Annotated in this window: 33 protein-coding genes and 1 tRNA gene; 14 read left to right on the forward strand and 20 right to left on the reverse strand. The window is 48.9% G+C overall.

Annotation, left to right across the window (positions count from 1 at the left end; genetic code table 11):
• Positions 1-15 precede the first annotated feature (15 nt).
• The 3 genes from K6J72_RS00860 to recA are packed head-to-tail and all read right to left on the reverse strand — an operon-like array spanning position 16 to position 1,906.
• Positions 16-600: an AMIN domain-containing protein gene (locus K6J72_RS00860; protein WP_221279779.1), complete on the reverse strand. Its 585-nt coding sequence runs from the start codon at positions 598-600 to the stop codon at positions 16-18.
• Positions 600-851, reverse strand: coding sequence for a hypothetical protein (locus tag K6J72_RS00865; protein ID WP_221279781.1), 252 nt, complete (start codon positions 849-851; stop codon positions 600-602). Before K6J72_RS00865 ends, K6J72_RS00860 begins: the two co-directional genes overlap by 1 nt.
• Before the next feature lie 8 nt (positions 852-859).
• On the reverse strand, positions 860-1,906 hold the full coding sequence (recA, locus tag K6J72_RS00870) for a recombinase RecA (RefSeq protein WP_260320713.1): 1,047 nt from the start codon (positions 1,904-1,906) through the stop codon (positions 860-862).
• A 273-nt stretch (positions 1,907-2,179) separates the two neighbouring features.
• Here recA and thrS point away from each other — a divergent pair, with 273 nt between their 5' ends.
• The 8 genes from thrS (at position 2,180) to K6J72_RS00910 (ending at position 8,086) form a co-directional block, all read left to right on the forward strand.
• The gene (thrS, locus tag K6J72_RS00875) at positions 2,180-3,985 is read left to right on the forward strand and encodes a threonine--tRNA ligase (RefSeq protein ID WP_221279783.1); all 1,806 of its coding nucleotides are present in this window, start codon (positions 2,180-2,182) and stop codon (positions 3,983-3,985) included.
• The gene (gene infC / locus K6J72_RS00880; protein WP_221279785.1) at positions 3,982-4,494 is read left to right on the forward strand and encodes a translation initiation factor IF-3; all 513 of its coding nucleotides are present in this window, start codon (positions 3,982-3,984) and stop codon (positions 4,492-4,494) included. The genes thrS and infC overlap by 4 nt, the downstream gene beginning before the upstream one ends.
• A 19-nt stretch (positions 4,495-4,513) precedes the next feature.
• On the forward strand, positions 4,514-4,705 hold the full coding sequence (gene rpmI, locus K6J72_RS00885) for a 50S ribosomal protein L35 (RefSeq protein WP_221279787.1): 192 nt from the start codon (positions 4,514-4,516) through the stop codon (positions 4,703-4,705).
• An 85-nt stretch (positions 4,706-4,790) separates the two neighbouring features.
• Entirely contained in the window at positions 4,791-5,141 is a 351-nt protein-coding gene (gene rplT / locus K6J72_RS00890) for a 50S ribosomal protein L20 (RefSeq protein ID WP_221279789.1), read from the forward strand.
• A gap of 203 nt (positions 5,142-5,344) precedes the next feature.
• Complete coding sequence (locus tag K6J72_RS00895) at positions 5,345-6,244, forward strand: outer membrane protein (protein WP_260320606.1); 900 nt, start codon at positions 5,345-5,347, stop codon at positions 6,242-6,244.
• Between the two features lie 53 nt (positions 6,245-6,297).
• Positions 6,298-6,396 (forward strand) — tRNA-Sec (locus K6J72_RS00900).
• A gap of 15 nt (positions 6,397-6,411) precedes the next feature.
• Positions 6,412-7,254, forward strand: a complete 843-nt coding sequence (locus K6J72_RS00905; RefSeq protein ID WP_221279790.1) for a biotin synthase — start codon at positions 6,412-6,414, stop codon at positions 7,252-7,254.
• Positions 7,247-8,086 (forward strand): YihY family inner membrane protein, encoded by an 840-nt coding sequence (locus tag K6J72_RS00910; RefSeq protein ID WP_221279793.1) that lies wholly within the window; start codon positions 7,247-7,249, stop codon positions 8,084-8,086. The genes K6J72_RS00905 and K6J72_RS00910 overlap by 8 nt, the downstream gene beginning before the upstream one ends.
• Here K6J72_RS00910 and nusB read toward each other — a convergent pair.
• From nusB to kdsA, 3 genes are read right to left on the reverse strand one after another with little or no spacing between them, the layout of a single operon-like run.
• Positions 8,083-8,484: a transcription antitermination factor NusB gene (nusB, locus tag K6J72_RS00915; RefSeq protein WP_221279795.1), complete on the reverse strand. Its 402-nt coding sequence runs from the start codon at positions 8,482-8,484 to the stop codon at positions 8,083-8,085. The two genes, K6J72_RS00910 and nusB, sit on opposite strands and share 4 nt — an antisense overlap.
• Positions 8,484-8,951, reverse strand: coding sequence for a 6,7-dimethyl-8-ribityllumazine synthase (gene ribH, locus K6J72_RS00920; RefSeq protein WP_221279798.1), 468 nt, complete (start codon positions 8,949-8,951; stop codon positions 8,484-8,486). Before ribH ends, nusB begins: the two co-directional genes overlap by 1 nt.
• A 10-nt stretch (positions 8,952-8,961) precedes the next feature.
• Positions 8,962-9,747 (reverse strand): 3-deoxy-8-phosphooctulonate synthase, encoded by a 786-nt coding sequence (kdsA, locus tag K6J72_RS00925; protein WP_260320714.1) that lies wholly within the window; start codon positions 9,745-9,747, stop codon positions 8,962-8,964.
• 110 nt (positions 9,748-9,857) lie between these two features.
• On the opposite strand from kdsA, the gene pyrF reads away from it, so the two are divergent.
• Both pyrF and panC read left to right on the forward strand, forming a co-directional pair.
• Complete coding sequence (pyrF, locus tag K6J72_RS00930; protein WP_221279801.1) at positions 9,858-10,559, forward strand: orotidine-5'-phosphate decarboxylase; 702 nt, start codon at positions 9,858-9,860, stop codon at positions 10,557-10,559.
• The gene (gene panC / locus K6J72_RS00935) at positions 10,546-11,358 is read left to right on the forward strand and encodes a pantoate--beta-alanine ligase (protein WP_221279803.1); all 813 of its coding nucleotides are present in this window, start codon (positions 10,546-10,548) and stop codon (positions 11,356-11,358) included. Before pyrF ends, panC begins: the two co-directional genes overlap by 14 nt.
• A 91-nt stretch (positions 11,359-11,449) precedes the next feature.
• Here the strand turns inward: panC and K6J72_RS00940 are convergent, their stop codons facing one another.
• Genes K6J72_RS00940 through K6J72_RS01000 form a run of 13 tightly spaced genes read right to left on the reverse strand, consistent with a single transcriptional unit; the run spans position 11,450 to position 21,608 of the window.
• Positions 11,450-11,902, reverse strand: coding sequence for a DMT family transporter (locus K6J72_RS00940; RefSeq protein WP_221279804.1), 453 nt, complete (start codon positions 11,900-11,902; stop codon positions 11,450-11,452).
• Between the two features lie 41 nt (positions 11,903-11,943).
• Complete coding sequence (locus K6J72_RS00945) at positions 11,944-12,264, reverse strand: single-stranded-DNA-specific exonuclease (RefSeq protein ID WP_221279806.1); 321 nt, start codon at positions 12,262-12,264, stop codon at positions 11,944-11,946.
• Complete coding sequence (locus tag K6J72_RS00950) at positions 12,261-13,568, reverse strand: DHH family phosphoesterase (protein ID WP_221279808.1); 1,308 nt, start codon at positions 13,566-13,568, stop codon at positions 12,261-12,263. Before K6J72_RS00950 ends, K6J72_RS00945 begins: the two co-directional genes overlap by 4 nt.
• Positions 13,568-14,296, reverse strand: a complete 729-nt coding sequence (locus K6J72_RS00955; protein ID WP_221279810.1) for a 7-carboxy-7-deazaguanine synthase QueE — start codon at positions 14,294-14,296, stop codon at positions 13,568-13,570. The genes K6J72_RS00950 and K6J72_RS00955 overlap by 1 nt, the downstream gene beginning before the upstream one ends.
• A complete protein-coding gene (locus tag K6J72_RS00960) occupies positions 14,293-14,919 on the reverse strand; it encodes a 6-pyruvoyl trahydropterin synthase family protein (RefSeq protein WP_221279813.1) in 627 nt (208 codons plus the stop codon). Before K6J72_RS00960 ends, K6J72_RS00955 begins: the two co-directional genes overlap by 4 nt.
• The gene (locus K6J72_RS00965; protein WP_221279816.1) at positions 14,920-15,570 is read right to left on the reverse strand and encodes a hypothetical protein; all 651 of its coding nucleotides are present in this window, start codon (positions 15,568-15,570) and stop codon (positions 14,920-14,922) included.
• A 20-nt stretch (positions 15,571-15,590) separates the two neighbouring features.
• Positions 15,591-16,355 (reverse strand): 5'/3'-nucleotidase SurE, encoded by a 765-nt coding sequence (gene surE, locus K6J72_RS00970; RefSeq protein WP_221279818.1) that lies wholly within the window; start codon positions 16,353-16,355, stop codon positions 15,591-15,593.
• On the reverse strand, positions 16,352-17,242 hold the full coding sequence (locus K6J72_RS00975; protein ID WP_221280994.1) for a polyprenyl synthetase family protein: 891 nt from the start codon (positions 17,240-17,242) through the stop codon (positions 16,352-16,354). The genes surE and K6J72_RS00975 overlap by 4 nt, the downstream gene beginning before the upstream one ends.
• Positions 17,229-18,266: a DUF7488 domain-containing protein gene (locus tag K6J72_RS00980; RefSeq protein WP_221279821.1), complete on the reverse strand. Its 1,038-nt coding sequence runs from the start codon at positions 18,264-18,266 to the stop codon at positions 17,229-17,231. The genes K6J72_RS00975 and K6J72_RS00980 overlap by 14 nt, the downstream gene beginning before the upstream one ends.
• A 30-nt stretch (positions 18,267-18,296) precedes the next feature.
• Positions 18,297-18,599: a YbaB/EbfC family nucleoid-associated protein gene (locus tag K6J72_RS00985; protein ID WP_221279831.1), complete on the reverse strand. Its 303-nt coding sequence runs from the start codon at positions 18,597-18,599 to the stop codon at positions 18,297-18,299.
• Complete coding sequence (gene panD, locus K6J72_RS00990) at positions 18,593-18,955, reverse strand: aspartate 1-decarboxylase (protein WP_221279833.1); 363 nt, start codon at positions 18,953-18,955, stop codon at positions 18,593-18,595. Before panD ends, K6J72_RS00985 begins: the two co-directional genes overlap by 7 nt.
• A gap of 8 nt (positions 18,956-18,963) precedes the next feature.
• Positions 18,964-21,192 carry an AAA family ATPase gene (locus tag K6J72_RS00995; RefSeq protein WP_221279835.1) on the reverse strand — a complete coding sequence of 743 codons (2,229 nt, stop codon included), beginning with the start codon at positions 21,190-21,192 and terminating at the stop codon, positions 18,964-18,966.
• On the reverse strand, positions 21,192-21,608 hold the full coding sequence (locus tag K6J72_RS01000) for a universal stress protein (protein WP_221279839.1): 417 nt from the start codon (positions 21,606-21,608) through the stop codon (positions 21,192-21,194). Before K6J72_RS01000 ends, K6J72_RS00995 begins: the two co-directional genes overlap by 1 nt.
• Positions 21,609-21,721: 113 nt before the next feature.
• Between K6J72_RS01000 and bioD the strand changes: the two genes are divergently transcribed.
• The 4 genes from bioD (at position 21,722) to cmoA (ending at position 24,569) form a co-directional block, all read left to right on the forward strand.
• A complete protein-coding gene (gene bioD / locus K6J72_RS01005) occupies positions 21,722-22,381 on the forward strand; it encodes a dethiobiotin synthase (RefSeq protein WP_221279844.1) in 660 nt (219 codons plus the stop codon).
• Between the two features lie 72 nt (positions 22,382-22,453).
• Positions 22,454-23,095, forward strand: coding sequence for a superoxide dismutase [Fe] (gene sodB / locus K6J72_RS01010; RefSeq protein ID WP_221279845.1), 642 nt, complete (start codon positions 22,454-22,456; stop codon positions 23,093-23,095).
• 2 nt (positions 23,096-23,097) lie between these two features.
• Positions 23,098-23,874: a thiazole synthase gene (locus K6J72_RS01015; protein WP_221279849.1), complete on the forward strand. Its 777-nt coding sequence runs from the start codon at positions 23,098-23,100 to the stop codon at positions 23,872-23,874.
• Positions 23,871-24,569, forward strand: coding sequence for a carboxy-S-adenosyl-L-methionine synthase CmoA (gene cmoA / locus K6J72_RS01020; protein WP_221279852.1), 699 nt, complete (start codon positions 23,871-23,873; stop codon positions 24,567-24,569). The genes K6J72_RS01015 and cmoA overlap by 4 nt, the downstream gene beginning before the upstream one ends.
• On the opposite strand, the gene K6J72_RS01025 is transcribed toward cmoA, so the two are convergent.
• Entirely contained in the window at positions 24,566-25,597 is a 1,032-nt protein-coding gene (locus tag K6J72_RS01025) for a bifunctional 3,4-dihydroxy-2-butanone 4-phosphate synthase/GTP cyclohydrolase II (RefSeq protein ID WP_221279856.1), read from the reverse strand. The genes cmoA and K6J72_RS01025 overlap by 4 nt on opposite strands.
• Positions 25,598-25,652: the final 55 nt, after the last annotated feature.

The following is a 25,652-nucleotide window of genomic DNA, read 5'->3' on the forward strand; positions in this document are numbered from 1 at the left end:
ATAATCTTTGTGAAATCAGCGTAGGCCGATCACTAAGTAGTTATTTTTTTGCTCGATCTTGTATTGATACCGCCCGTCTAGGACAATGAAATAGCGATAAAAACGATCGTGGGTCTCTATGGAAATGTTATGGACATATTTTTCATTCACTTCTATTTTTTGCCTAAAATCCTTTGCATCTCTATCAGTGTCGATGATGATCCTATAAGGGTTGATGAGCACAAAAGATCGTTGGATTTTATCCGAAGTGCGCAAATAAAGCTTATTGTCGTGTATCCAAAAATCGCGATCTGCGATGCGGAAAATCTTGTCCTCTTGGCCCAAAATCGCCGCCTGTTGGGTAACCTTGATGGGGTAGTGCCAGTCTATGCGCTGGTTGATGTCCATGCTTTGGGTGTGTGTGGAAGCGTCCAAATTTTCATAAGTTAGGGTAACTTTTGTCAACACCCTAGCGGTGCTGGGCAAGTTGACATCCACATACCTAAAGTAATCGGGCACTTCATCGCCCAACCCTATGTGTTCTATGCTCTTAGGTGGCTCAAAGGGGTCTTCTCTAGCGACCAAAGCTCCAAGCAATAAAAACACCCACCACTTAGACATCAAGGCCGCCCATTTTTTAAAGGCTCCAACTCTTTGAGCTCAAAGAGTTGTTTTTGCAATTTGGCGTTTTCGTACTGCAAATTTTGCACCCTTTCGTATAATTTGGCTTGCCGTACTTTTAGGCGTGTCAACACTTCGTAAGAATTATCCCCAAAGAGCAAACAGCCCACATACACCCCCAAAGCCACAGCGATCCCAAAGATCACCAACAGCCCCCGATACGCATAAAGCCACTGCCACACGCGCCACACTAAAACCCTTAATCTATTTCTTCAGGCGCACTAGGCACGCTAGGCTCAGCCAAAGCGGGGCGCTCAAAAAATTTACCCCTAATCCTTTCGGCGATCTCGTGGGCGAGTTCGGGCTCGTTTTTGAGCGTGAGTTTGGCCGCCTCTCTGCCTTGCCCTAGCTTTTTATCTTGGTAGCTAAACCACGCCCCGGATTTTTCCACAAAGTCTAACTTCACGCCATAGTCGATGAGCTCGCCCTCAAAGCTGATCCCACTGCCATACATCACATCAAATTCGGCTTCTTTAAAAGGCGGGGCGACCTTGTTTTTCACCACCTTGACCCGCACCCGATTGCCGATGGGCTGTTCGTTTTGTTTGAGTGTGGCGATCCGTCTAATGTCGATTCGCACACTCGCATAGAATTTTAAAGCATTGCCCCCCGTGGTGGTTTCAGGGCTGCCATAGCCCATCGTACCGATTTTCATGCGGATTTGGTTGATGAAAATGAGCGTGGTGTTCATTTTGTGCAAAATGCCTGTGATTTTACGCAGAGCTTGGCTCATCAAACGGGCTTGCAAGCCCACATGCTGATCGCCCATGTCTCCCTCGATCTCAGCACGGGGCGTGAGCGCGGCCACAGAGTCGACCACGATCACATCCACCGCCCCCGTGCGCGCCAAAGTTTCTAAAATCTCTAGGGCTTCTTCACCCGTGTCGGGCTGAGAGATGAGCAAGTTATCAGTATCCACGCCTAATTTTTTGGCGTACTGCACATCTAAGGCATGTTCGGCATCGATGAAAGCGCAAGCCCCCCCATTTTTTTGCGCCTGCGCCACGACATGCAAGGTTAAGGTCGTTTTCCCGCTCGATTCAGGCCCATAAATTTCCACAATGCGCCCTCTAGGCACGCCCCCGATGCCTAAAGCCACATCTAGCCCTAAAGAGCCTGTAGAAATGCCCTCGATGTGCTCGACCTCCCGATCACCAAGGCGCATTAAAGCTCCCTTGCCAAAGGCTTTGTCAATTTGTTTAATGGCAGATTCGATCGCTTTTTGTTTTTGCTCGTCCACAAACACCCCTTTGCCAAAATTTAGCCCAAATTCTAACAAAACAATGGCTAAAGTCAACTTAGAGTGGGGGCTGGCTTTAAACAAAGGTTTAACTTTCATGTGGCAGAATCGGGGCAGTTTTTTGTAAAATTTTAGGCAGGTATGCGCGCTTACTTGAGCTTTATTTTCGCATTGTATTTATGTGGGTGTTTGCAACCCATGAAAGGTCCTGAAGCAGAGAAAGTGGATCGGCAAGTACAATGCGGTTTTGGCTCAAGTGGGTGCTAGTTAAGGATTGATTTGGCAGAACAGATAGGCGTTAGGAAAGAGGGGGAGATTTATGATTTGCAGAGTTTGGCAGGCCACGAGGGCGAGGCGATCTACTTTGGCGACAACGACCAAGCTCTAGAGATCATTCGGCACTCTTGCGCCCACTTGTTGGCGCAGGCGATCAAACAACTCTACCCTGATGCGCAGTTTTTTGTGGGGCCTGTGGTGCAGGAGGGCTTTTACTACGATTTTAAGACCTCTTGCAAAATCAGCGAAGAGGATTTAGAGCGCATTGAAGAGCGTATGCGCACCATTGCTAAAAACAAGCACCCCATCACCAAGAGCACCATGACCCGCAAAGAGGCTTTAGAGAAGTTTAAAGACGACCCCTTAAAGCACGCCGTCATGTCAAGGATTGAGGGGGATAGCTTTAGCGTCTATGCTCAGGGTGAATTTGAGGACTTATGCAGAGGCCCACACTTGCCCCACACGGGATTGCTCCAGCACTTTAAACTCACCAAATTAGCCGGGGCTTACTTAGGGGGCGATGAAAATGCCGAAATGTTGCAAAGGATTTACGGCATCGCCTTTGCCACCAAAGAGGCGTTAAAAGAATATTTATTCCAGCTAGAAGAGGCGAAAAAACGCGATCACCGCAAATTAGGGCAGGAATTGGGGCTGTTTTGCTTTAATGAGGATTTGGGGGCAGGGCTACCTATTTGGCTACCTAATGGCATGCGCCTACGCCAGAGGATTGAAAATCTGCTGTCTAAAGCCCTTTTAAAATACGGCTACGAGCCGGTGCGTGGGCCCGAGATTTTAAAAAGCTCTTTGTGGCAAACGAGCGGGCATTACCAAAACTACAAAGAAAATATGTACTTCACCACGATCGATGAAGTGGAGTACGGCATTAAACCCATGAACTGCGTGGGGCACATTAAAGTCTACGAGCATGCCCTACGCTCTTATAAAGACCTGCCCCTACGCTTTTATGAATACGGCGTGGTGCACCGCCATGAAAAAAGCGGGGTCTTGCACGGGCTTTTGAGGGTGAGGGAATTTACGCAAGACGATGCGCATATCTTTTGCCGCTTCAGCCAAATCAAAGCCGAGGTGCTGGCGATTTTGGAGTTCACCAAAAAAGTCATGGGGGTCTTTGGCTTTAGCTATGAAATGGAGCTCTCCACCAAGCCTGAAAAACACATCGGAGAGGCGCACATTTGGGAGCAAGCCACAAACGCCCTAAAAGAAGCCCTAGAGGAGCAGAATATCCCCTTTGGCATCGATGAGGGCGGGGGGGCATTTTACGGGCCCAAGATCGACATCAAGATCACCGATGCGATCAAACGCAAATGGCAATGTGGCACCGTGCAAGTGGATATGAACTTGCCTGAGAGGTTTGCCCTAAACTACACAAACGAGCAAGACCAAGAGGAGAGGCCCGTGATGATCCACAGGGCGATCTTGGGCTCTTTTGAACGATTTATCGCCATTTTAACCGAACACTATGGGGGCAATTACCCCTTCTTCATCGCCCCCGTGCAGATCGCCTTAGTCCCTGTATCGCCCGAGCAAGTGGAGTATGCTAAAGCCTTGCAAGCCGAGCTGGTGGAAAAGGGCTTTTTTGTGCAGTTGGCTGATAAAAACGAAACCTTGAGTAAGCGCATCCGCACCCTTGAAAAACAGAAAGTCCCCTTCATTGTGGTGTTGGGGCAACAAGAGGTGGCACAAGAGAGCGTGGCGGTGCGCGATCGCACCCTAGGGCAACAATACAGCCTAAGCAGGGCAGAATTTAAACAACAGATGGAGGCTAAAATGCAAGAGGTTAGTTTTTGAGTAAGGATGTGCTGTTAAACGAGGCGATCCACTTTAAAGAAGTGCGCTGTGTGGGCGATGGAGGCGAACAATTTGGGATCATCTCTTCAAGCGAGGCATTAAAGATCGCCCACAGCAGAGGGTTGGATTTGGTGCTGATCTCTGCGGGCGCAAAACCCCCCGTGTGCAAAGTCATGGACTATGGCAAGTTTTGCTACCAAAGCGAGAAAAAGCAAAAAGAAGCCAAGAAAAAGCAAAAGCAAATCGAGATCAAAGAGATCAAGCTCTCCACCCAGATCGCCCAAAACGACATCAATTATAAAGTCAAGCACGCTAGAGAGTTCATCGAGGCGGGCAAGCATGTCAAATTTAAAGTCGTGCTCAGGGGGCGGGAGAACAACGACCCTAAAGCCGGGCTAGCCGTCTTGCAAAAAGTGGGCGAGATGATGGGCGACATCGCCCACGCTGACAAAGAGCCTAAAACTGAGGGGCGTTTTGTCATGTGGCTTTTTGTTCCCCAGAAGAAGTAAATTTTAAGAAAGGAGAACCATGCCAAAGATGAAAACCAACCGCGGAGCGGCTAAACGCTTCAAGGTGAAAAAAAATCTCATCAAGCGGGGCAGTGCTTTTAAAAGCCACATTTTAACCAAAAAAAGCCCCCAGAGAAAAGCGAATTTAAACGCCCCCCACTATGTGCATGCGACAAATATGCGCTCTGTGGCTGGGCTTTTGTGCCAGTAGCCCTTAAGTTTTCCCCCTTCAAGGCTAGATGCCAAAAAGGGCAAGTTTCAAAAACACCTAAAAGGTCAAAGAGAAAAGGACATTCATGAGAGTTAAAACAGGTGTGGTGCGCCGCCGCCGCCACAAGAAAATTTTAAAATTAGCCCGTGGTTTTTACAGCGGACGCAGGAAGCATTTTAGAAAAGCCAAAGAGCAACTCGAGCGCAGTTTATGCTACGCCTTTAGGGACCGCAAGCAGAAAAAACGCGAGTTTAGAAGCCTTTGGATCGTGCGCATCAACGCCGCCTGCCGCTTACACAACACGAGCTACTCCCGTTTCATGCACGCTTTAAAAAGCGCCAACATCGAGCTGGACCGCAAAATCCTAGCCGACATGGCGATGAACGATGTGGCCGCTTTTGCCGCCTTGTGCGAACAGGTCAAAGCCCACCTCTAGCAAGCCCTAGCAATGGCACAAGTTGCCATTGCTATAAAAATTTTTTTTGTAACATTATTTTTTTCCAGCTTATTTCTTTGTTTTTTATGTTTTTTATTAACGCCATTATGCTACAATGGTGGCTCTGTAAATCAATTAAAATTGTGAGGAATCTAAAATGAAAAGAACGATCGTGGCTATCCCTTTAGCGGCAACTTTGTTAAGTGCAGCGGACGAGCCAAAACCGGCAAAAACCCCACCCCCGAACCCGCCCCAGCGGTGCAAATGCAAAAGCCCGCAACCTCCCCAGCCCCCACCCAAGCCGTGCAGGCGCAAAACCCCTCACCCCCACAGCACAAAAAACCATCCCCGCTAGGGTGCGTGTAGGCACAACCCAGCATGGGGAAAGGAACGCCTTTTTTGTAGGGGCGGATTACCAGCTGGGTATGATGACCTCCAACGAACAGGCTTGTGCAAGTTCAGCACAGTGCAATGGTGCCCGCTCAGAAACCGATACCAGCATTAGCTGGGGCAATATGGGTAGCCAGAGCTTTAGGGGTGCCTTAAACAGCCGCTCCCATGTAACCAATGGGTTTGGCATCATGGTTGGGTACAAACACTTCTTTAAAAAATTGCCCGAAGTTGGCTTGCGTTACTACGGGTTTTTTGACTATGCCGGTACGGATTACCGCTACTATAAAACCCTGAATCCCAATGGTGATTGGGCGCAAAGCATTTACAACCCCACCAATATTTTCGCCTATGGGGTCGGTACGGATTTTCTCTTTAACCCTAAGAGGTTCAATAAAGAGAACTTCCACTTTGGCTTTTTTGCGGGCGTGGCGATTGGGGGGACTTCTTGGGGACCTATGAACCGCTATTACCAAAGCTTAGTGGAAAACTACGGCGGACATCTTAGGGTGTCTAGCTTTAACTTCTTTTTCAATGGCGGGATTCGCTTTGGCACAAAACACAATGGCTTTGAGATTGGGATTAAAGTCCCCACAATCCCCACGAACTACTACGCTCTAAATTACTACTCTTCCGTTCACCCTGGTACGCCTTACAGGGCCAATTTACAACGCAACTTTGTCTTCTACTGGCGTTATCTCATCAGCTTCTAAAGGTCATCACTTTTAAGAAAGCCCCCAGTAGGGGGGTTCCCTTGGGGATGAGTGGAGAGCATGCAACACTGGTGTGTGCCTTGGGCTTCAAACCCACAGAGCGTTTAGGTGTTCTAGACGCTGCAAAGTTCGATTCTTTGGCTCTCTCGCCACTACAAAGGTCATCTATGCGAGAAATTTTTTTATGTTCCATCTCTAATGTCAGCAGTGGGGATTGCCCTGAAGATTGCGCCTACTGCACGCAAAGTGCCCACCACCAGGGCAAAATCCGCCGTTACAAGTACAAGAAGCCCGAAGAGGTCCTAGAGGAGGCGAAGTATTTGCACTCTTTGGGGGCTTTGGGCTTTTGCTTGGTTACATCCGGGCGGGGGCTTGATGATCAAAAATGTGAGTACATCGCTAGTCTTGCTGCAAGCATCAAAAAAGAAGTCCCCCATTTGCACCTCATCGCTTGCTGTGGGCGCGCAGATGTGGAGAGTTTAAAGCACCTCAAAAAACACGGGGTGGATAGCTACAACCACAATTTAGAAACTGCGCAAAACTTCTTCCCCCAAATTTGCACCACCCACACATGGGAAGAGCGCTTTGAAACTTGCGAGAACACCCTGAAGGCGGGCTTGCTCTTGTGTTCTGGGGGGATTTTTGGGCTGGGCGAGAGTTTTAACGATCGCATTGAGCTCTTACGCACCTTGCAATCCTTGACCCCTGCCACCACGCCCATCAACTTCTTCATCCCAAGCCCCTCGCTGCCCATTAAAGAAAAAGTCATGAGCGCAGAAGAAGCTCTAGAGTGCTTGAGTCTAGCCAAAGAGTTTTTGCCCAAAACCAAGCTCATGGTCGCTGGGGGCAGAGAAGTGGTCTTTGGCACAGATCAAAGAGAAATCTTTGATTGCGGGGTGGATGCGATTGTGCTGGGCGACTACTTGACGGCTAAGGGGGACGCGCCTAAAAAAGACTTAGAAATGCTTGCCAACTATGGGTTTGCCATCGCCACAAGTTGCGATGCCTAAAAGGTTTTTAGAAGTTTTAGCGCAAATATGGGAGGGGGTTTTGGGCTTGATCTATGCGTGCGAGAATCTCATTAGCCCACGCCTAAAACACCGCTTTGAAGAAATGGCGGTGGTCTTTTACTACGCCTCTTCTCTCAGTTTTTACACGATTTTATCGCTTTCACCCATTTTATTATTTGTCGCTTTGGTGTTTGTGAGCCCCTTTGCCGAAACCTTTTCAGTAGAAAAGTTGTTTCTGCCCGACAGTCCAGACTTTATGAAGATGACCCGATCGTTTTTAAAATCCTTCACACAAAATAACCGCACTCTAGGTTTTATAGAAATCACCTCCATTGCGATCGCTTTCTTTTTATTCTGTGAAAACTACCGCTACATCGCCTCTAAGATTTTCAACGCCGAACCTAGAGATTACTTCAACTTCAAAGGGCGGCGTATCTTTGTCTTTTGGGGCTTTGGCACAGGCATTGTTTTTATCTTGGTGCTGCCCTTGATTTTATTCTACGACCTGCAGGTGCAAAACCTCACCAAAGGGTGGCTGCTCTCTTTGTTGCATTGGTTAGGTACTTATTTATTCTTTTACCTGCTTTTCATCATCCCCACAAACAAATCCTTTAAACACCCCCTCACCCCCCTATTTTGGAGCTTTATTACAAGTGTGTGTTGGAACTTGATGAAGTGGGGCTTTGTCTATTATGTCTTGTTTAACCGCACCTACCACGAGCTGTATGGTTCAGTGTCGATTCTGTGGTTTTTAATGTCTTACATTTATGTGTCGTGGTTGCTCTTACTCTTTGGCATGTATGCCTGTGCTGTGCGCGATGAAATGAGTTAGCTTTGTCTTTTAGACAAATGATCCAACACGGCATTCACCAATCTTGGGGCATTGTCCTCCCCATAGGCTTTAGCCAACTCAATGGCCTCATTGATCACCACCGCCGGCTTTGTTTGGGTGTGTAAAATCTCATACGCCCCTAGGCGCAAAATTGCGCGCTCCATGCACCCGATGCGCTTTAAATCCCAATCCTTTAAAAGCGGTTGCAAGGCAGCATCTAGGGCGTGCATCTGATCCAAAACCCCACCTAAAAGCTCTAGGGCAAAGCGTTGTTGGGCGTTTCTAATTTTCTTTTCTTCTAAGAGCGTGGGAGCGGCTTTGAGGACATCCGTATTGCCGCTATCAAAGGCGTAGAGCAAACCCGCCACCGCTTCTCTCGCTTGGCTTCTGGTTGCCATTAAAATGCAGTGTAGAGATTGAGGAGTTCGATGAGTGTGTCCATCGCCGCTGCCCCTTTATTGCCCGCTTTTGTGCCCGCCCTTTCTAGTGCTTGCTCTATGTTGTCTGTGGTGAGCAACCCAAAGCTCACGGGCAAGCCGTATTTTAGTGTTGTGTTGGCAATGCCCTTGGTCGCCTCCGCACTCACATAGTCAAAATGCGGCGTGCTGCCCCTAATCACCGCTCCTAGCACACAGACCCCATCGTATTTTTGTGAGTTTAAGAGCTTGTCTAGCACAAAGGGCAGCTCATACGCTCCGGGGACTTTCACTAAGGTGAGATTCTTTAAATCCCCCCCATGCCGCCTAAAACTATCTAGTGCGCCCTCCACGAGGCGATCCGTGATTAAGTGGTTAAAACGGGCGGCTAAAATAGCGACCCTCTCACCCCCCCTTAAAACAAGCTGCCCTTCTAAGATTTGGTGCATTTCGTGTCCTTTATGCGTTGTTTAGTGAAGCGTTGATTTCTTGCAAGACCAATAAATCCTGCACTAAGGGCAAGAGAGAAGAGATGGGTATCATGTTGGGCCCATCGCTTAGCGCCTCCTCTGGGTTGATGTGCGTTTCCATGAAAAACCCATCCACGCCCACGACCGCACTCGCCTTAGCTAAATAAGGTATAAAAGCCCCGCTCCCCCCGCTCTTGCCCCCAGCCGCCCCGGGCATTTGCACGCTGTGGGTCGCGTCAAAAACCACAGGCGCAAAGGCACGCATCACCACCAAAGAGCGCATGTCCACAACCAAGTTGCCATACCCAAAGCTCGCCCCTCTTTCACATAAATAAATCCCATGTTCCAAACACGCTTGGTGAGTGGCTCTCTCGTGTTTGCTTTTAGCCCGCGTGTTTAGGGCTTTTAGGGCACTGTATTGCATGTCCTTTGGGTGCATGAATTGCCCCTTTTTGATGTTCAGTGCGCTCTTGGTCTTGGCAGCCGCCACGATCAAATCCGTTTGGCGGCACAAGAAGGCGGGGATTTGCAAAGCATCGGCCACCTCAGCCACAGGGGCGGCTTGATGGGTCTCGTGTATGTCGGTGAGGATTTTATAGCCAAATTTGGATTTAATGCCCGCCAACATCTCTAAACCCTTAGCAAGCCCGGGACCCCTATAACTCTCTAGACTTGTGCGGTTTGCCTTGTCAAAGCTGGCTTTAAAATAAAAATCCACCTTGGGGTCTAGGGCGATGGGGCGCAGTTTCAAGGCGATCTCTTCTAAGACTTCCATGCTCTCAATCACGCATGGACCGGCAATCAAAACGCTTTTCTTCAAATATAACCCTTGTTTGGAGTGTGTTATAATAGCGTTTTGTCTTAATATTTGGCTGAAAGGGTGCTATGCAACTTTGTTTGGCTTTGGACTTGGACTCCAAGCGGGCGTGTTTAGATTTGCTTGAAAGCTTAAGGGGCTTAAAGTTGCTCGTCAAAGTGGGCTTGAGGGCGTTTGTGCGCGAAGGCCCCGGTTTGATCCACGAAATCCACAACATGGGCTTTAAAATTTTCTTGGATTTAAAATTGCACGACATCCCCAACACGATGGCGAGTGCCGTTTTAGAGTGCGCCCATTTGGGCGTGGACATGCTAACCTTGCACGCCAGCAGCGGCAAACCAGCCCTTTTAGCGGTCATGGAGCAAATACAGAGCTTAAAACAGCGCCCCAAAATTTTAGGCGTTACTCTGCTGACAAGCCTAGATGAAGCCCAAAGCCAAAGCCTGTATAACGCCCCCTTAGAGCGACACGCCCTGCACCTAGCTATGTTGTGCTTTGAGAGCGGGTTAGATGGCGTGGTTTGTTCCGTCCATGAGAGTTTAACCATTAAACAAGCCACAAGCCCCCACTTTTTGACTTTGACCCCGGGGATACGCCCCAACTTGCAAGAAGTGCAGGATCAAAAGCGGGTGGGCTCACTGCAAGACGCTAAAATGGCCAAAGCGGATTTTATTGTGATTGGCCGCCCCATTTACAAATCCCCAAACCCCAAAGCCACCACCGCCCAAATCCTAGCAACCATGGAGAGTTTAGAGCATGCAAATTTGTAAGACCCCTGCGGACTTAAAAGTCTTAAACGCACAAAATATCGGCTTTGTCCCCACAATGGGGGCGTTGCACGCCGGGCATTTGAGCCTGATAGAGCGCGCCAAAGCAGAAAATGCCTTTGTTGTTGTGTCTATCTTTGTCAACCCCACGCAATTTGGCATGAATGAAGACTTCAGCCAATATCCCCGCCCTTTAGAAAAAGACCTAGATCTGTGCGCCAAAGCGGGCGTAAATGCCGTCTTCACCCCACAAGTCCAAACCCTTTATCCCTTTAAAGAGGCCATTAGTCTAAACCCGCCCAAAGATTTGCTGGGCTTTGAAGCCGACCTACGCCCCGGGCATTTTAGCGGGGTTTTGCAGGTGGTCTTAAAACTCTTTAACCTCGTGCGCCCGACAAAGGCCTACTTCGGGCAAAAAGACGCACAACAGCTGTTGATCCTCCAGCGCATGGCAAATGATTTATTTTTGCCCGTTGAGGTCATCGCTTGCCCCACCTTAAGAGATAGTGATGGCTTGGCTTTAAGTTCAAGAAACACCTATTTAAGCCCCGAGCAGCGCGAACTTGCCTTAAAAATCCCCAAAGCCCTAAACACCATCAAAGAAGCCTATGAGACGGGCATCACGCAAGGGACAAATCTTTTGGCTTTAGGGCAGGAAGTGTTGAGCCCGCTTGAAGTGCAGTATTTAGCCCTAGTCAACCGCCAACTCCAGCCCCTAGAGCGCGTTGAACCCAACAACAGCCTCATTTTAACCGCCATCAAAGTCGGCACCACAAGGCTTCTAGACAATTTGTGGTTGTAAAAACACTGCATAAGTCTCATCAATATGACACCTAAAAAGTGCAGAGTTTTTTGGCAAAGCACTGCACGCTTCAAGTAAAGCACTGCACGCTTTACTTAAAAATATCCCTATAAAAAAAGACAACAATCCCTGAAATGACAAGCATTAAGCCTAGAAGTTTAGACAGACTGATGGTCTTTTGCGCCAAGCCAAAAGCCCCGATGGAGTCTAGGAATAAGCCCATACACAACTGCCCCACAAGCAAAAAGACCAGCATGGGGGCTAGCCCGATTTTGGGCGCACCAATGATGGTTGTGAAGACCACAAAAGAGCCTAAAAGGCCACCGATAAACTTCCACCACTCTTGATGGGATAAAAGTTTTAAGGTGTCGCTGCCCATTTGGTGGAACACCCTTGACAAAACGAATAGACATAAAGTCCCCACCAAAAACGAAAAGAATGCCGCAAAGACACTCACCCCTCCCATGTCCCTAGCTAGAGAGGCGTTGATGGGGGCTTGCAAGGCTAGGGCCATGCCGGCCAAAAGAGCAAAGAGATAAAACATTTGTTGGTCCTTAAAAATTTTTGTATGGAGGATTTTAGCGTTTAAACTTTAATCTCTAGGCATTTTAATTCTTTGCTATGGGGGTCAAATTCACCCACTAGATTTAAGAGATTAGGGGGGCGCAAGTGGGGGTGCAATTTTTGGGGGCAAAACCACCACTTGCACACCAACAGGGCGGTGGCATCCTCGAGGATGAGCTCTATATGTTGCTCTGTTCGCCCCAAAAAACGCCATGATTTTAAGGGGGCGCAAACTTCAAATAAGGGCGTGGGGTTACCCACCCCATAAGGTTCGCCCCTAGCATAAAGCTCTAAAAACTCAGGGTTGAAAAACACCTCTAAATTGGGGGCTTTAAAGGTCATTTGTAAGCGCCTAAAATCTTTAGGGCGTGCTGGAAGTCGTTGTTGGTTTCAAAGACGAGCCCGCACGCTTGCTTATGTCCCCCGCCTTGCACGCTAATGCCCCTCTCTTTGAGTTGGCTTAAAATTTGCATTAAATCGGCTTCTTTGGAGCGCAAGGACGCTTCTATGCTTGTGTTTTCAAACCGCCAACACAGCGCCACAGCCCCCCCACTCTCCAAAAACTGATTGGCCAGCATGCCTAAAACCCCTCTGGGGATTTGCCCGCCCGCATAGATGAGCGCGCCTTTTTGCGTGGGTTGTAGGTTCTTTTTAATCTCTTGGATACACTCTTTGCGTTTCTGGTTGGTCTGCACCAAAAGCGCGGCGTAAGTGGGGTTGGCCTCTCTTGTGGCGAGTAAATCCACGACTAAATTGCAATGGCAAAAGCCCTCAATGCCGTCGAGTCGCCCCACGGCGTTGATCAAGGGGATGATGTCCCACGCTAGGGCACTCAGTTTATAGGGGTTTTGGTATTTTTGGGCTAAGTATAGGGCTTTGAGCGAATTTGGCATGGCAGTTTTTAGAGTGTGGTCCATGCGCTGTACGAGTTGTCGGTTGTAGGGCATACTTAAGTCCATCATGTCGCCGATGGTGCTAAGCCCGGCTAAGACTTGTAAATAGTGCAAGTGGTCTAAGCGCATTTTCACTTTGGTGTGTTTGGCGTAGGCGAGCAAGAGTAAATACCCCACGCACGCCCCGCTGATGCCTTTAAAGGGGTGCTTTTCACCTAAAAGCGGGTGCACGAAGGCATCGCAAGCGGGGATGCGCCCCTCTAAAAATTCGTGGTGGTCGCTCAAAATGAGGGGCGTGTTGTGGGCGTGCAAAAAGGCGCACACCTCATCGGGGATGGTTGCCCCATTGTCTATGGTGAGAAATAGGCTGTCTTTAAAGTCTAGGGGCTTGCCCCCTAAAAGATCCCCTCTGGAGTTGTAGTGGGTTTTCACTAAGCGTTCTTGGCTAGCGTAAGCTTGTAAGAGTTCTTCACTCATGCCATAGCTGTCTATATTGCGTCTAGGGATGATGTAATTGATGTTAGGGTAGTGCAACACCTCTTTAAAGAAGTACAGGGCTAAAGCTGTCCCGCTCATACCATCGCAATCGTAATCCCCCCCGATGATGATTTGCCTTTGCTCTTTGATGGCATCGGCTAAAAGCTCTAAGGCCTTGTGCCCCTCTCCCATTTCTAGCACGCTATCTAGACTAAATTTATGCGTGCCATCCTCTTTGCTAATGCTCTCAATGTGCGCCCTAAATGCCTCTAACATTAGCGCCCCGGCGCGTTGCCCCAAAGCTGGATGTGTAGCCTTTGGCCTAAAGAGTAGCCATGCGCTAAACACACACTAGCCAAACTCTCTAAACCCTCTTGCAGGCTCTCTTGATCTATGGCTAGGGGCATGAGATAGATCAAGGGGGGGGTTTTAAAGCGCAAGTTTTTTAACAGGGCTTGCACCTCTTGGATGTCTGTAGGGCTTTTTAGCACGAATTTAAACACCACCTCTAGGGCATTGTCTAAGATATGTTGCAAGGGCTTTAGGGGAGTTTGCTCGCCACTAAAGGACAACTTGGGGCTTAGGGTGAAGTGCAGAGAATCTAAGGGAGGGCTAAAGTCAAAAAACACACTCCCATTGCTTTCCACCCATAGGGTGTGCCCCCTTTCGTGCAAGATTTGCAAGGCTTTTAGCAAAATGGGGTTTTTGAAGTGCAGGCTAGGCTCGCCCCCGGTCAGCACAATTAAAGGCAAGGACTCTAGGTTATGGGGGGGAAGTTTGGCTAAAAGATCCTCAGCATTTTTTAGATATTGCCATTTGGCGTTAGGACGCACGGCATAAATGCTATCACAGCCCACAAACTCTTGCCCCTCAATATTTGCCCTCACCCCAAAGCCCACGCATTTAAAATTACACCCCCCTAGGCGGATAAAGACACTGGGTCGTCCCACACAAGAGCCCTCGCCCTGCAGACTATAAAAGGTTTCTACTAAGGGCAGGCTCATATTTGGGCTAGAGGCTGGGGACTTACAAAGGGTTTTTTTAGTGGATATAGGGCGTTTTCTTTGGCTCTGTGGTAGGCCAAAAGTTGCTCTAAAAGTTGGGGGTTTGGCATGTCCTTTAAAATCTCGGGGGAGAACACCACGCCCTCTAAAGAGATCGCTCCCATTAAGTCGGGGTTAGCTAAATCCTCTGCCTCGCTTTGGGCGTAGCCATAAGAGGTTTCATGCACCCTCACCGAACAGACCGACACCGCTTCGTTGTTGTGTAGCTCGGTCGCCTCTAAAATCGCGCTGATGAAAAGGTGGAACATTAAAGCGTAATGCTCGGCACTCGGATTAAAGCTCAATTTAGCATAACGGGCACAGGTGCCGACAATAAAATTTTGGAAACCTTCGGTTTCCTTGTCCCAAAAATGGTGGGCGTGGTCAAATGCGTCAATGAAGCTGGCGATTTCATTTTTAAAAATCCCAAAATCTAAGGTCATGCCCGCCTTGTCTAGCCGATGTGCCTTTAAAAACACCTCCACTTGGTAGTTGTGCCCGTGTATGCTGGTGGCACACCGCCTAGAAGTGCAATTACGCACGATGTGGCTTGCACAGAAGTGAAACGAACGGCGGATTTGCATTCAACGCCTATAACAGGGCTGGTAAATGGGGAGCTGGTGGTAGTAGCGGTAATGCTCCGACCTTGTGAAATCTATGCGCCCGATGGTGTTGGAGATCAGCTCTTCATACAGGCGGTTGTACCCACAGGTGTTTCCGCTCACACTCCCGTCAATGTAAAGCACCCGTTTATTGATGACATTGTCCCACCAATCTAAGATGAAATGCGACCCAGCCAACATTTTGGAATACGCCGAAAAGCCATTGATGGCGTAGTAGTCTGTGGGGACTTTGGCGCAATAAAACTGCCCCTCATGCCAGTAACAGCGGTTGCGTTTGGCGCGATCGATCAAAATGTAATGGTAAGCAAGCACAGGCACGGCAGAGATGTTGCGTACCACTTGGGCATAAATGACATTTTTGGCCTTAGCGGGGGGGTACTCTTGCATGCTAAAGACATTGTAAAAGCCCAACTCTTGCAAGTCGTAGATGATGAGCTGTATGTAAAAGGAGGTGACCATATCCTCTTTGTCATAGACCACCACCGTGGGCGAGCTGACATTAAAGACATACCCCGCTCTAACCTCAGAGAAATAGCCCATATTCAAGCGGTGGCAACCACTGAAGAGAAAGACCACAGGCAACAACCACAAAAAAAAGTGTCTCGTTTTCATAAGCCCATTTTACTACAAGTTTAGACAAACCAGCCTTGCAAACTCTCTAAATCGGCGTAACTTGTCATGTTGAGCGTGATAGGACTGATGGACACAAACCCCTCTTTTAGGGCTTTAAAATCGCTCATAGTCCCCTCTCTCTCCTCCCAGCGCAGGGGATTGACCCCCATCCAACAATACTGCTTGCCCTTGGGGTCTTGTTTGCAGTGGATGTTGTTGGCATACAACCGTTTGCCTAGTTGCGTGATTTTCACGCCCTTAAAATGCGGACTTTGGGGGACATTGACATTTAAAAACTTGCGCCCCTTCAAGGGGTAGCCCCTTAAGCACTGCGCCACAAGTTTCAAGGCGATTTCTTTGGCTAGGGCAAAATCAAATTGGCTAAAGAGTTTGCGCTCTTTGATGTATTGGGACAGGGCGATGGAGGGGATGTTGTGGATCGTGCCTTCTATGGCCCCGGCGGCTGTGCCCGAGTAGAGCACATCTTCGCCCATGTTGGAGCCATGGTTGATGCCTGAAACCAACAAATCAAAGGGGCGTTTGGCAATGGATAAGGCCAAACACACGCAATCGGTGGGTGTGCCATCATCCACGCGGTAATACCCCTCCCCCATTTGCTCCAAACGCAAGGGCAAGGTCGTGGTAACGCCGTGTCCGCACGCCGATTTTTCATTTTTAGGGGCGACCACCAAGACCTCAGCGACCGCTTCTAAGGCTTCTTTGAGCACCAAAAGCCCCCGTGCCTCATAGCCATCATCGTTTGTGAGTAAAATATAAGGCTTCATGCCAAACTCTCCAACAAATGCGTTAAATAAGTTCTTAGAGCGTGGGGCAGGGTTTCTAATCTGTCTAAAAATTGCGCTTGCAAGGCGCACAAATACCCTTGAGCTCCCTCTAGCCCGAGCAAGCGCACATAGGTGTTTTTCAAGCCATCAGCCTGCGTGCTTTTGCCCGATTGTTCGGGGCTTTGGGTCGCGTCAATGATGTCATCGCGTACTTGGAAAAACAGCCCCACAAGCAACCCTAAATCAAAAAGGATTCGCGCCAAGTCGTGGGGGGTCTTGCTAAACTCTTTGGCAATCAACGCCCCCATCTTAAGGCTCGCGGCAATGAGCTTGCCCGTCTTTAGGGTGTGTAACTCCTCTAACTCGGCTTGTTCTAGCTCTTGCCCCTCAAAGTGGCAATCTAGGGCTTGTCCTAGCACCATGCCCCTAACCCCCCCACATTGCGCTAGAGTCGCCACTAAGTGCACCTTTAGGGGGCTTGAGAGTTTGGCATTTGCGATGAGCTCAAAGGCGTAGGTGTTTAAACCATCGCCCACTAAAGTAGCGGTGGTTTCGTTGTAGGTGGTGTGTAGAGTCGGGTGTCCGCGACGCAAGGGGGAGTTGTCCATGCAGGGCAGGTCGTCATGGATGAGCGAATAAGTGTGCAACACCTCCAGGGCTAGAGCGATGGGGTAGGCTTGTTGTATGCGCTGGTTAGAGCGCACAAAAGCGCACACGACCGCTAAGAGCAACTTAGGTCTAAAGCGTTTACCCCCATTTAAAAGCATTTCCCAAAGGGCTTTTTCAAAAAAGGGGTGGAAGGTGTTTAAGGTGGGTTTATGCGCCCTTAAATACCCCTCAAAGGCGGTGCACACCTCGTTAAACAAGTGCAAATCACAGACGGACATAGAACTCAAATCCATTTCTTAAAACTAACAATTCAATCCCCCCCTGCATGTAGCCGTGGCTTAAAGCGCGGCGCAAGGCACTGAGTTTTGCGCTAAAGCTAGCCCCTGCCGGGGCAATGGGTCTGCGGTTGATCCACACAAGCTTGTCGCCCACATGCAAGACTTTAATGGCTTTGGGGCGGTTTTTGGCTAGGGCTTGAATCACAAAATGGGCATTTAGCTTCACCCCAAAGCGTTCCAAAAAACTATCAGGCAGTAAAAACCCCCCATAGCGTCTATCCACACTCACGCCCAAAGTCTTGTAACGCCCTCTCCGCAAGACTTGCACCCTTGCCCTCTTTTGATAGGCTAAATTACTCACTATCCACTCAAAATCCCGCACGCTGTCTATGTTGCGCCCATTGATGTTGGTGATTTTATCCCCCTCTAAAAAGGGGTTGTTGGCAAAGAAGGGATCCACGCTCTCCACGACCACACCCCCCCTTTGGTGCACCCGCACTCCGATGTCGCCATAGTAGGGCGTGCTTTGGCGCAAAAAGCGTTTAATGTAGCGGGCTTCTATAAAGCCCCCGCCCACCCCCACGCCATAAATTTGGTAACAAATGTTGCTCACCACGCCATTGGCCGCCACGGGGACAGAAAATCTAGCATAGTCTAAAAACCCCTCTTGGCGTCTGACAATCTGCCCTCTTGTGGCCTGGTGTGCACTCACACTGGCGAGCGGGTGGGTGTAGGCGTGCTCGTCTATATCTAAGAGACTGTAAGCAAACTCTGTAGGGGGGGTTTTGAGTAGATAAAAGCCAATGAAGGGGTCGGCTTTTAAGATTTTTGCCCCTTTGGGGATTTTGCCATGTGCGAAAGACACAGCCCCATCCTTCCAAAACAAGGACACACTCCCTGGGTGGCTCGCCCTTTTGTAGTAAGCTTGGCAATGTGAGAAGTCGTAGCCCTTGAGCGCACTTAAAAAGAGCCCCAAAAGCCCCATAAAGGCAAGAAAAAAGCGTTTTTGGCATGTGCAGGGCATTAGTTGGCTCTAAAGGTCAAAAGGTAAACCCTATTTTGCAAAGGGATTTAAGCCCCCAAGCATGCCAAAGGCTGAGTTTTTGCGTGTGTCCTCCACTTGTTTATACGCTTCGTTCAAGGCACTCATCAAGTAGATTTGCAAGGCTTCTTTGTCTTCAAGCAAGCCATCGTCAATGAAAATGTCTAGCAACTCACCCGCCCCATTGAATTTGACCTTCACGAGTCCGCCCCCACTCTTGGCTTCAAAAGTGGTGTTCTTGCTCTTTTCCTCCATTTCTTTAATCTGCTCTTGTAAGCTAGAGAGCAAACCGCCAAATTGGCTAAAATCTAACATGAATTGTCCTTTAATGTCGGGGCGTTGTGCGAATCTACAAACACGATGTGGGGTTTGTGGCTGGCTAAGTCCTCCAGGGCAAGCGATACATAGGCGACAATGATGACAAGATCGCCTTTTTGCACCAAACGGCTTGCCGCCCCGTTAATGCAGACCTCACAGCCTTGTCCCTCAATGACATAGGTGCTAAAGCGCGCCCCATTGTTGATGTTTAAAATATCCACCTTCATGAAGGGGGCGAGTTTAGACGCTTTCAGCAAGTCCTCCCCCAAAGTGATCGAGCCTTCGTAATTTAAATTCGCGTCCGTCACCACGGCGCGGTGGATTTTGCTATAAAGGGCTTGGATTAGGGGCATTTCTCACCTTAGGGCGTTTTGGTGGTTTGGCGTAGTTTACGGGATTTGCTGGGGTTTTTTGGCACAAGCTGCATTTCTTGGTTGCGCCATAAAAACCTGGCACCTCCCCCCTCTTTAAGTCCTCCAAAGAGCAGGGCATCGCTTAGTTTCACTTTAATGTGTCGATGGACTAATTTTTCTACAATGCGTGCACCTAGGGGGTCTTTTTGGCACAAGGTGGCTAGGTGATGGACAGCGGATTTATCCACCGCTAGACTGATGTTTCTGGGCGCAAGCATGGCTTCTATTTTCTTGCACTCTTTTTGCACCACGCACTCCAAATGCGCCAAGTCTAGGGGCTTAAAGGTCAAAATCGCATCAAGCCTTGAGCGCAATTCTGGACTTAATATCTCTTTTAGGGCGTTGTGGTATCTGTGGGCGTTGTCCTCCAAAAATCCGAGTTTGCCTAGAGTTTGGCTACCCGCGTTGGAAGTCAAGATCAAAATGGTGTGGCTAAAGTCGCTCTTGCGCCCAGTGTTGTCGGTGAGCGTGGCGTTGTCGGTGATTTGTAGCAACAAGTCATAAACATTAGGGTGTGCCTTTTCGATCTCGTCTAAGAGCAACACACAGCGGGGGTGTTTTCTAATAGCATTGACTAACAACCCACCCTGCTCAAAGCCCACATAGCCCGAGGGCGCACCGATGAGCTTAGAAATGCTGTGCGGTTCTTTATACTCGCTCATGTCAAAGCGCTCAAGGTGTAGGTGCATGTGCTTGGCTAGGGCTTTGGCAAGCTCGGTTTTGCCCACACCACTAGGCCCCACGAATAAAAAGCTGGCTACGGGTTTTCGCACGCCTGCCAAACCCGAAGCATGGATTTTGATGGTTTCGACCAAACGGGCGATCGCCTCGTCTTGGGCGAAGACCTCTTTTTTGAGCTGATCCTCGAGCCCCTTTAAGTGGTTCTTCTTTTCGGGGCTGATGTGGGCTTTGGGAATGTCAATTTTAAAGGACAGCACATTTTCAATATCGCTTTTAGAGATCGTGGGGGCGTGGGTGTTTGGGGTATAAATTTTCTTAAACGAGCCCGCCATGTCCATTAAATCAATGGCTTTATCGGGTAGGAAATTTTCATGCAAGTAATGCACGGACAAATCCACGCAAGCTTTCAGGGCTTCCTTGCTGTATTTGACCTTGTGGTGGCGCTCATAATAGCCAGCGATGTCCTCCAAAATGCCATAACAATCCTCTTTGGAGGGCTCTAGGATGTCGATTTTACTAAAGCGGCGACAAAAGGCCTTGTCCTTTTCAAGCACCGCCCTAAATTCGTCAAAGGTCGTTGCACCGATGCAACTTAAAGAGCCATCGGCGAGCATGGGCTTTAAGATGTTTGCCCCATCGAGTGCCCCTGCGCTGGAAGCCCCCGCCCCTAGTACGGTGTGGATTTCATCGATGAATAAAATGCTTCCCTTATCCCGTTGCAACTCTTTTAGGGTCTTTTTGAGGCGTTTTTCAAACTCGCCCCGATACTTGCTCCCGGCAACCATTGCGCTCAAATCTAAAGCGTAAATCGTGCGCCCGAGCAAAAAGGGGGGGACTTCTTGATGGGCGATTTTTAAGGCTAGCCCCTCAGCAATGGCGGTTTTACCCACGCCCGGCTCGCCCACCAATAGGGGGTTGTTTTTCTTGCGCCGCCCCAAAACTTCGATCACTTTCTTGATTTCATTCTCTCTATGGGACACGGGGTCGATGGCGTTTTGGGCAGCTAGGGCGTTTAAATCTCTAGCAAACTTCCTTAAAGCAGGGGTTTTCTCTTTGGAGAAAGTTAGAGGGGGTTGCTCTAAGATTTTAGGGCCATCCACGCCATAGGTTTTTAAAATGTCTGTGGCATAGCAGGGGATCTTTTCTACCATGAGCCACAATAAATCCTGCACATCTAGGATTTTGTGGGGCATTTCTTTAGCGTAACGGCTCAAGGCTTGAAAAAGATGGTTCAGGTGTTCATCATTGACAGGCGTTTTACCATGCCCCTCTAGGGCGTTTTCGTAAGTAGGGACACTCTCGGTGAGATAGTTTTGCGCCAGTTGTTTCGCCTCTTCAATGTCTAAGTCCAAACGCCTTAAAAAGCCCTGCACTTCTTTGTCATTCAACATGATGAAAAACAAATGCTCGGGAGTGATGTAGCGGTGTGAGAGCTTGCTTGCCAAGGCCATCGCAGCGTTGAGTAGGCGGTTGAGTCTTGTGGTGATGGGGGGCATTATTTTGCCACCAAAACGGGGATGGGGGAATTGTCAATGAAACTATTTTGGTGCGAGCCAAAAAGGCGGTAAAACATGGACGACTCGCTCGCCCCGATGACTAAGAGATCGAAGCTGGGTGCCATTTCTAAGACCACATCCACAGGATTACCCATTTTCAGCACCGTTTCGCAAGAAATGCCCTGTTGGGCAAAAAGCTCCATAAACTCGTCAATGAGTTGCTGGGATTGCTCGTTCGCCACAACCTCGGTTTGGCTGTAGTTCATGATCCCACTCTCAGGGTAAATCAACACCTCTGGGCTGACATGCACCAAAGTGAAATGTACCTCTTTGATCTGAGAAAACAGCCTCATCGCCGCATCCGCCCCACTTCTACACTCCTGTGTATCGCTGATCCCAAAAAGCACTCTAAGCATGGAACATCCTCACAGAATTTGACCCCAATTATAGAAAAGTTAAGCTAAAAGTATCGTTAGGGGGCATTTATACTATAATACACCGCTACTAAAAACCACGACAAGGACTTAGTATGTACCGCCCTATTTTTATCAGCGCCACCAATACAGACATGGGCAAGACCACCGTAGCCCTACAACTCGCCCAGCTTTACAACGACAAAGGCATTAAAACCCTTTTGGCAAAGCCCATTGAAACGGGGATCAACACACAAGAACAAGGGGATGCCCAAGTCCTTTTAGAAGCCAATCAGCACATAGACCCCGATTTAAGCTTAGAGGACATCAGTTTCTACCGCTTTGTTTTGGCAGCTAGCCCCTTTGTGGCCGCCCGTTTTGAACCCCACCTACCCCCCATAGACTTCAAACACATAGAGAAAAAGCTCAAAGCTCTGCAAGAAAAATGCGATTTGCTCATCATTGAGGGCGTGGGAGGCTTGCTTGTGCCTTTAGATGAAAAGGTGCGGATTGTGGATTTAGCCCTCTACCTCAAGACAAAATTGCTGTTAGTGAGTGGAAGCAAACTAGGCATGCTAAACGACCTCTTGCTCAATTTGCACTACCTCAGTTCTAATAAAATCCCATGCCAAATTGCGATCAACATGCAAGACAACCGCAACTACTACCAGACCAGCAAACCCTATGTGGATTATCTAAACAGCAGCCTCAAAGACCCCATTTTGGTGTTTCAAGAACAACAAGACCTCCTCTTAAACCGTCTCTTAGAATCCTAAAAAGCCCTTGTTTATTAAAAATGTAAGTTAAATGACTATAATACCCCCCTAATTCAAATGCAAGGAGAAAACATGTTTACTTTAAGAGAATTGCCCTACAGCAAAGACAGCATGGGGGATTTTCTAAGCCCCACCGCTTTTGACTACCACCACGGCAAGCACCACCAAGGCTATGTCAATAACCTCAACAACCTCATCAAAGACAGCGAGTTTAAAGACAGCTGTTTATTCACCATCCTCACTAAATCCAGCGGAGGGGTGTTTAACAACGCCGCACAAATCTACAACCACGACTTCTATTGGGACTGCCTAAGCCCCAAAGCCACCCAAATGAGCGATGAACTCAAACACGCCCTCACCGCAGACTATGGCTCATTAGAAGCCTTTAAGGAAGCTTTTATCAAAAGCGCAACCACGCTCTTTGGCTCTGGGTGGAATTGGGCGGTTTATAACCCCGCTAACCACAAGATCGAAATTGTGCAAACCAGCAACGCCCACACCCCCGTAACCGAGCATAAAGTACCCCTTCTAGTCGTGGATGTGTGGGAACACGCCTACTACATCGACCATAAAAACGCCCGCCCCGTCTATTTGGAGAAATTCTACGAACACATCAACTGGGCATTTGTGTCCGAGTGTTTAGAGTGGGCGAAAAAGGAAGGTTTGGGCTCTGTGGATTATTACATCAACCAAATCGTGCATAAGAAAGCCTAGCCGTGCAAGACCCCCTTGTCATTGGCTCTAGAACCTTTACCTCCCGCCTCATTGTGGGCAGTGGCAAATACAAAGACTTCGCCACCACCAAAAAAGCCACTTTAGCCAGCGGAGCGGACATGCTGACCGTGGCGGTTAGGCGGGTCAACATCACCGACCCACACAGTGAGAACTTGTTAGACACCTTTAAAGACACCCACATCAGCTTTTTGCCAAACTCCGCCGGTTGCACCACCGCTAAAGAAGCCCTTGCGCTTTTTAGGTTGGTTAAGGAAGCCACGGGAATTGATTTTATCAAGCTAGAGATCATCGGCGATTCGCGCACTCTCTATCCCGATGTGCTAGAAACCTTAAACGCCTGTGAAATTTTGGCCAAAGAGGGCTTTTGTGTGCTCGCTTACAGCAATGATGATCCCATCGTGGCAAAAAAGCTTGAAGATGCCGGGGCTAGTGCCGTGATGCCTCTAGCCTCGCCTATTGGCAGTGGACTAGGCATCCAAAACCGCTACAACATCGGTTTTATCAAAGAAGCTGTGAAAGTCCCCGTGATTGTGGATGCGGGCGTGGGCTGTGCCTCGGATGCAAGCATTGCGATGGAGCTAGGCGCAGATGGGGTTTTAACCAACTCCGCCATCGCTCTAGCCCAAAACCCCGTTTTAATGGCTGAGAGCATGAAGCATGCCGTTTTAGCCGGACGCCAAAGCTATCTGGCCGGGCGAATCCCCAAAAAGGCCTACGCTAGCCCTAGCTCTCCCGTTTTTGGGCTTGCCCAACTTTGAAAGACACCCTCTTTTGCACCCCTTTGCCTAAACGCTTTGAGTTTGACAGCCAAGTGGCGGGCATGTTTGACGACATGCTCGCACGCTCCATCCCCCACTATCACGAAACTTTAAAACTTGCCAGCCACTTTGTAGCGCAGGATTTAGTGGGCGTGGTTTATGATTTGGGCTGCTCTACGGGCAATTTCTTAGCCACGCTTGCCCCCCTTTTGCCTAAAGACACGCCCCTAGTGGGTGTAGACAATGCGCCGAGCATGTTAGAAAAGGCGCAAGAAAAGCTAAAAAGTCTTCTCGTGTCTTTGCGCTGTGAAGATTTGCTGACAACTCCCCTAGACAACGCAGGGGCTGTGGTCTTGCTCTACACCTTGCAATTCATCCGCCCCTTGCAACGCCAAGCCTTGATGCAGCGCATTTTTAATGCCCTAAAGCCCGGGGGAGTGGTGCTTGTGGCGGAGAAAATGATGAGCTTGGACCGCATTTTAGACAAGCAAATGGTGGAGCTGTACTACCTTTACAAACAAGCGCAGGGCTACACCCTAAGCGAAATCACCTTTAAAAGAGAAGCCCTAGAAAATGTCCTAGTGCCCTACAGCTTGCAAGAAAACATGGCTCTCTTAGAGCAAGCGGGCTTTAAACAACCCGAAGTGCTGTTTAAGTGGGTGAATTTTGGGTTGCTGATCGCCCGCAAAATCTAGGGGCAAATCGCCTCCAACATCTCCAAATCGAAGCCTTTCAAGGCAGTGTACTCGGGGTGATCTTGCGTGGTGAGTAGCCTAAAGCGTTTAATGCCAAGACTTTTGAGCACCAACGCCCCGACACCAAAGTTTTTCAGCGTGTCATGCACCTTTGCTTGGGGATCAATGAAGACCAACACCCCCCCCTCACAGCTCAGTTTCTTGACCACACGCATGAAAAAGTCGTGGTTTGCCGCATGGCTCAACAATTCGTGATCGCTTCTAATGATGTGAAAACGCACCAAAGGGGCATCGCCAAGCTCCCCAAACCTATAGACAAAATGTTTCCTTTTCAAATGGTCTAAAAACACCAAGTTTTGGCAATCTAGCCCGGCTAAAGTGGCGGGCGACTCTCCAAGCAAAGTCAATAAATTCTCACTTTGCAACCGGTAGCTCACGATGTCGGACACATATAAAATTTTCAGCTCGTGGGTCTTGGCAAAATCGAGCAAAAATTTATCCCCCCTCTTTGCCATAGAGCCATCCTCTTTCATGATCTCACAAATCACACTCACGGGCTTTAACCCCGCTAATTTGCATAAATCCACGCTCGCCTCCGTGTGCCCTGTGCGCACCAAAACCCCCTCTTCTTTGGCAATCAAGGGGAAGATGTGCCCCGGGCGCACAAAGTCCTTTGGACTGCTGTGCTCCTTGCATAAAAGCTCGATGGTTAGAGAGCGCTCATAGGCCGAAATGCCCGTTTTGGCTGCCTTTGCGTCAATGGAAATCGTGAAAGCCGTTTCATGTTTGGAGTCGTTGTGGCTCACCATGGGCTTTAAATCAAATTTATTGGCGATCTCTTGGGTCAGGGCGACACAAATGAGCCCTCTGGCGTACTTCGCCATAAAATTGATTTTCTCGGGCGTGCTGAAAATGCCCGCCATCACCAAATCCCCCTCGTTTTCTCTGTCCTCATCGTCCATCAAAATCACCAACTCCCCATTTTTTAGGGCATTGATGGCCTGCTCCACTCTTTCTAAATTTGTCATGCACTCCCTTTAGGCTAGATTAAGCATTGTAGCACAACTTAATATTTGTCTGTAT

Origin of the sequence: Helicobacter sp. NHP19-003 (genome assembly GCF_019703305.1) — a bacterium.
Lineage (GTDB): Bacteria > Campylobacterota > Campylobacteria > Campylobacterales > Helicobacteraceae > Helicobacter > Helicobacter gastrocanis.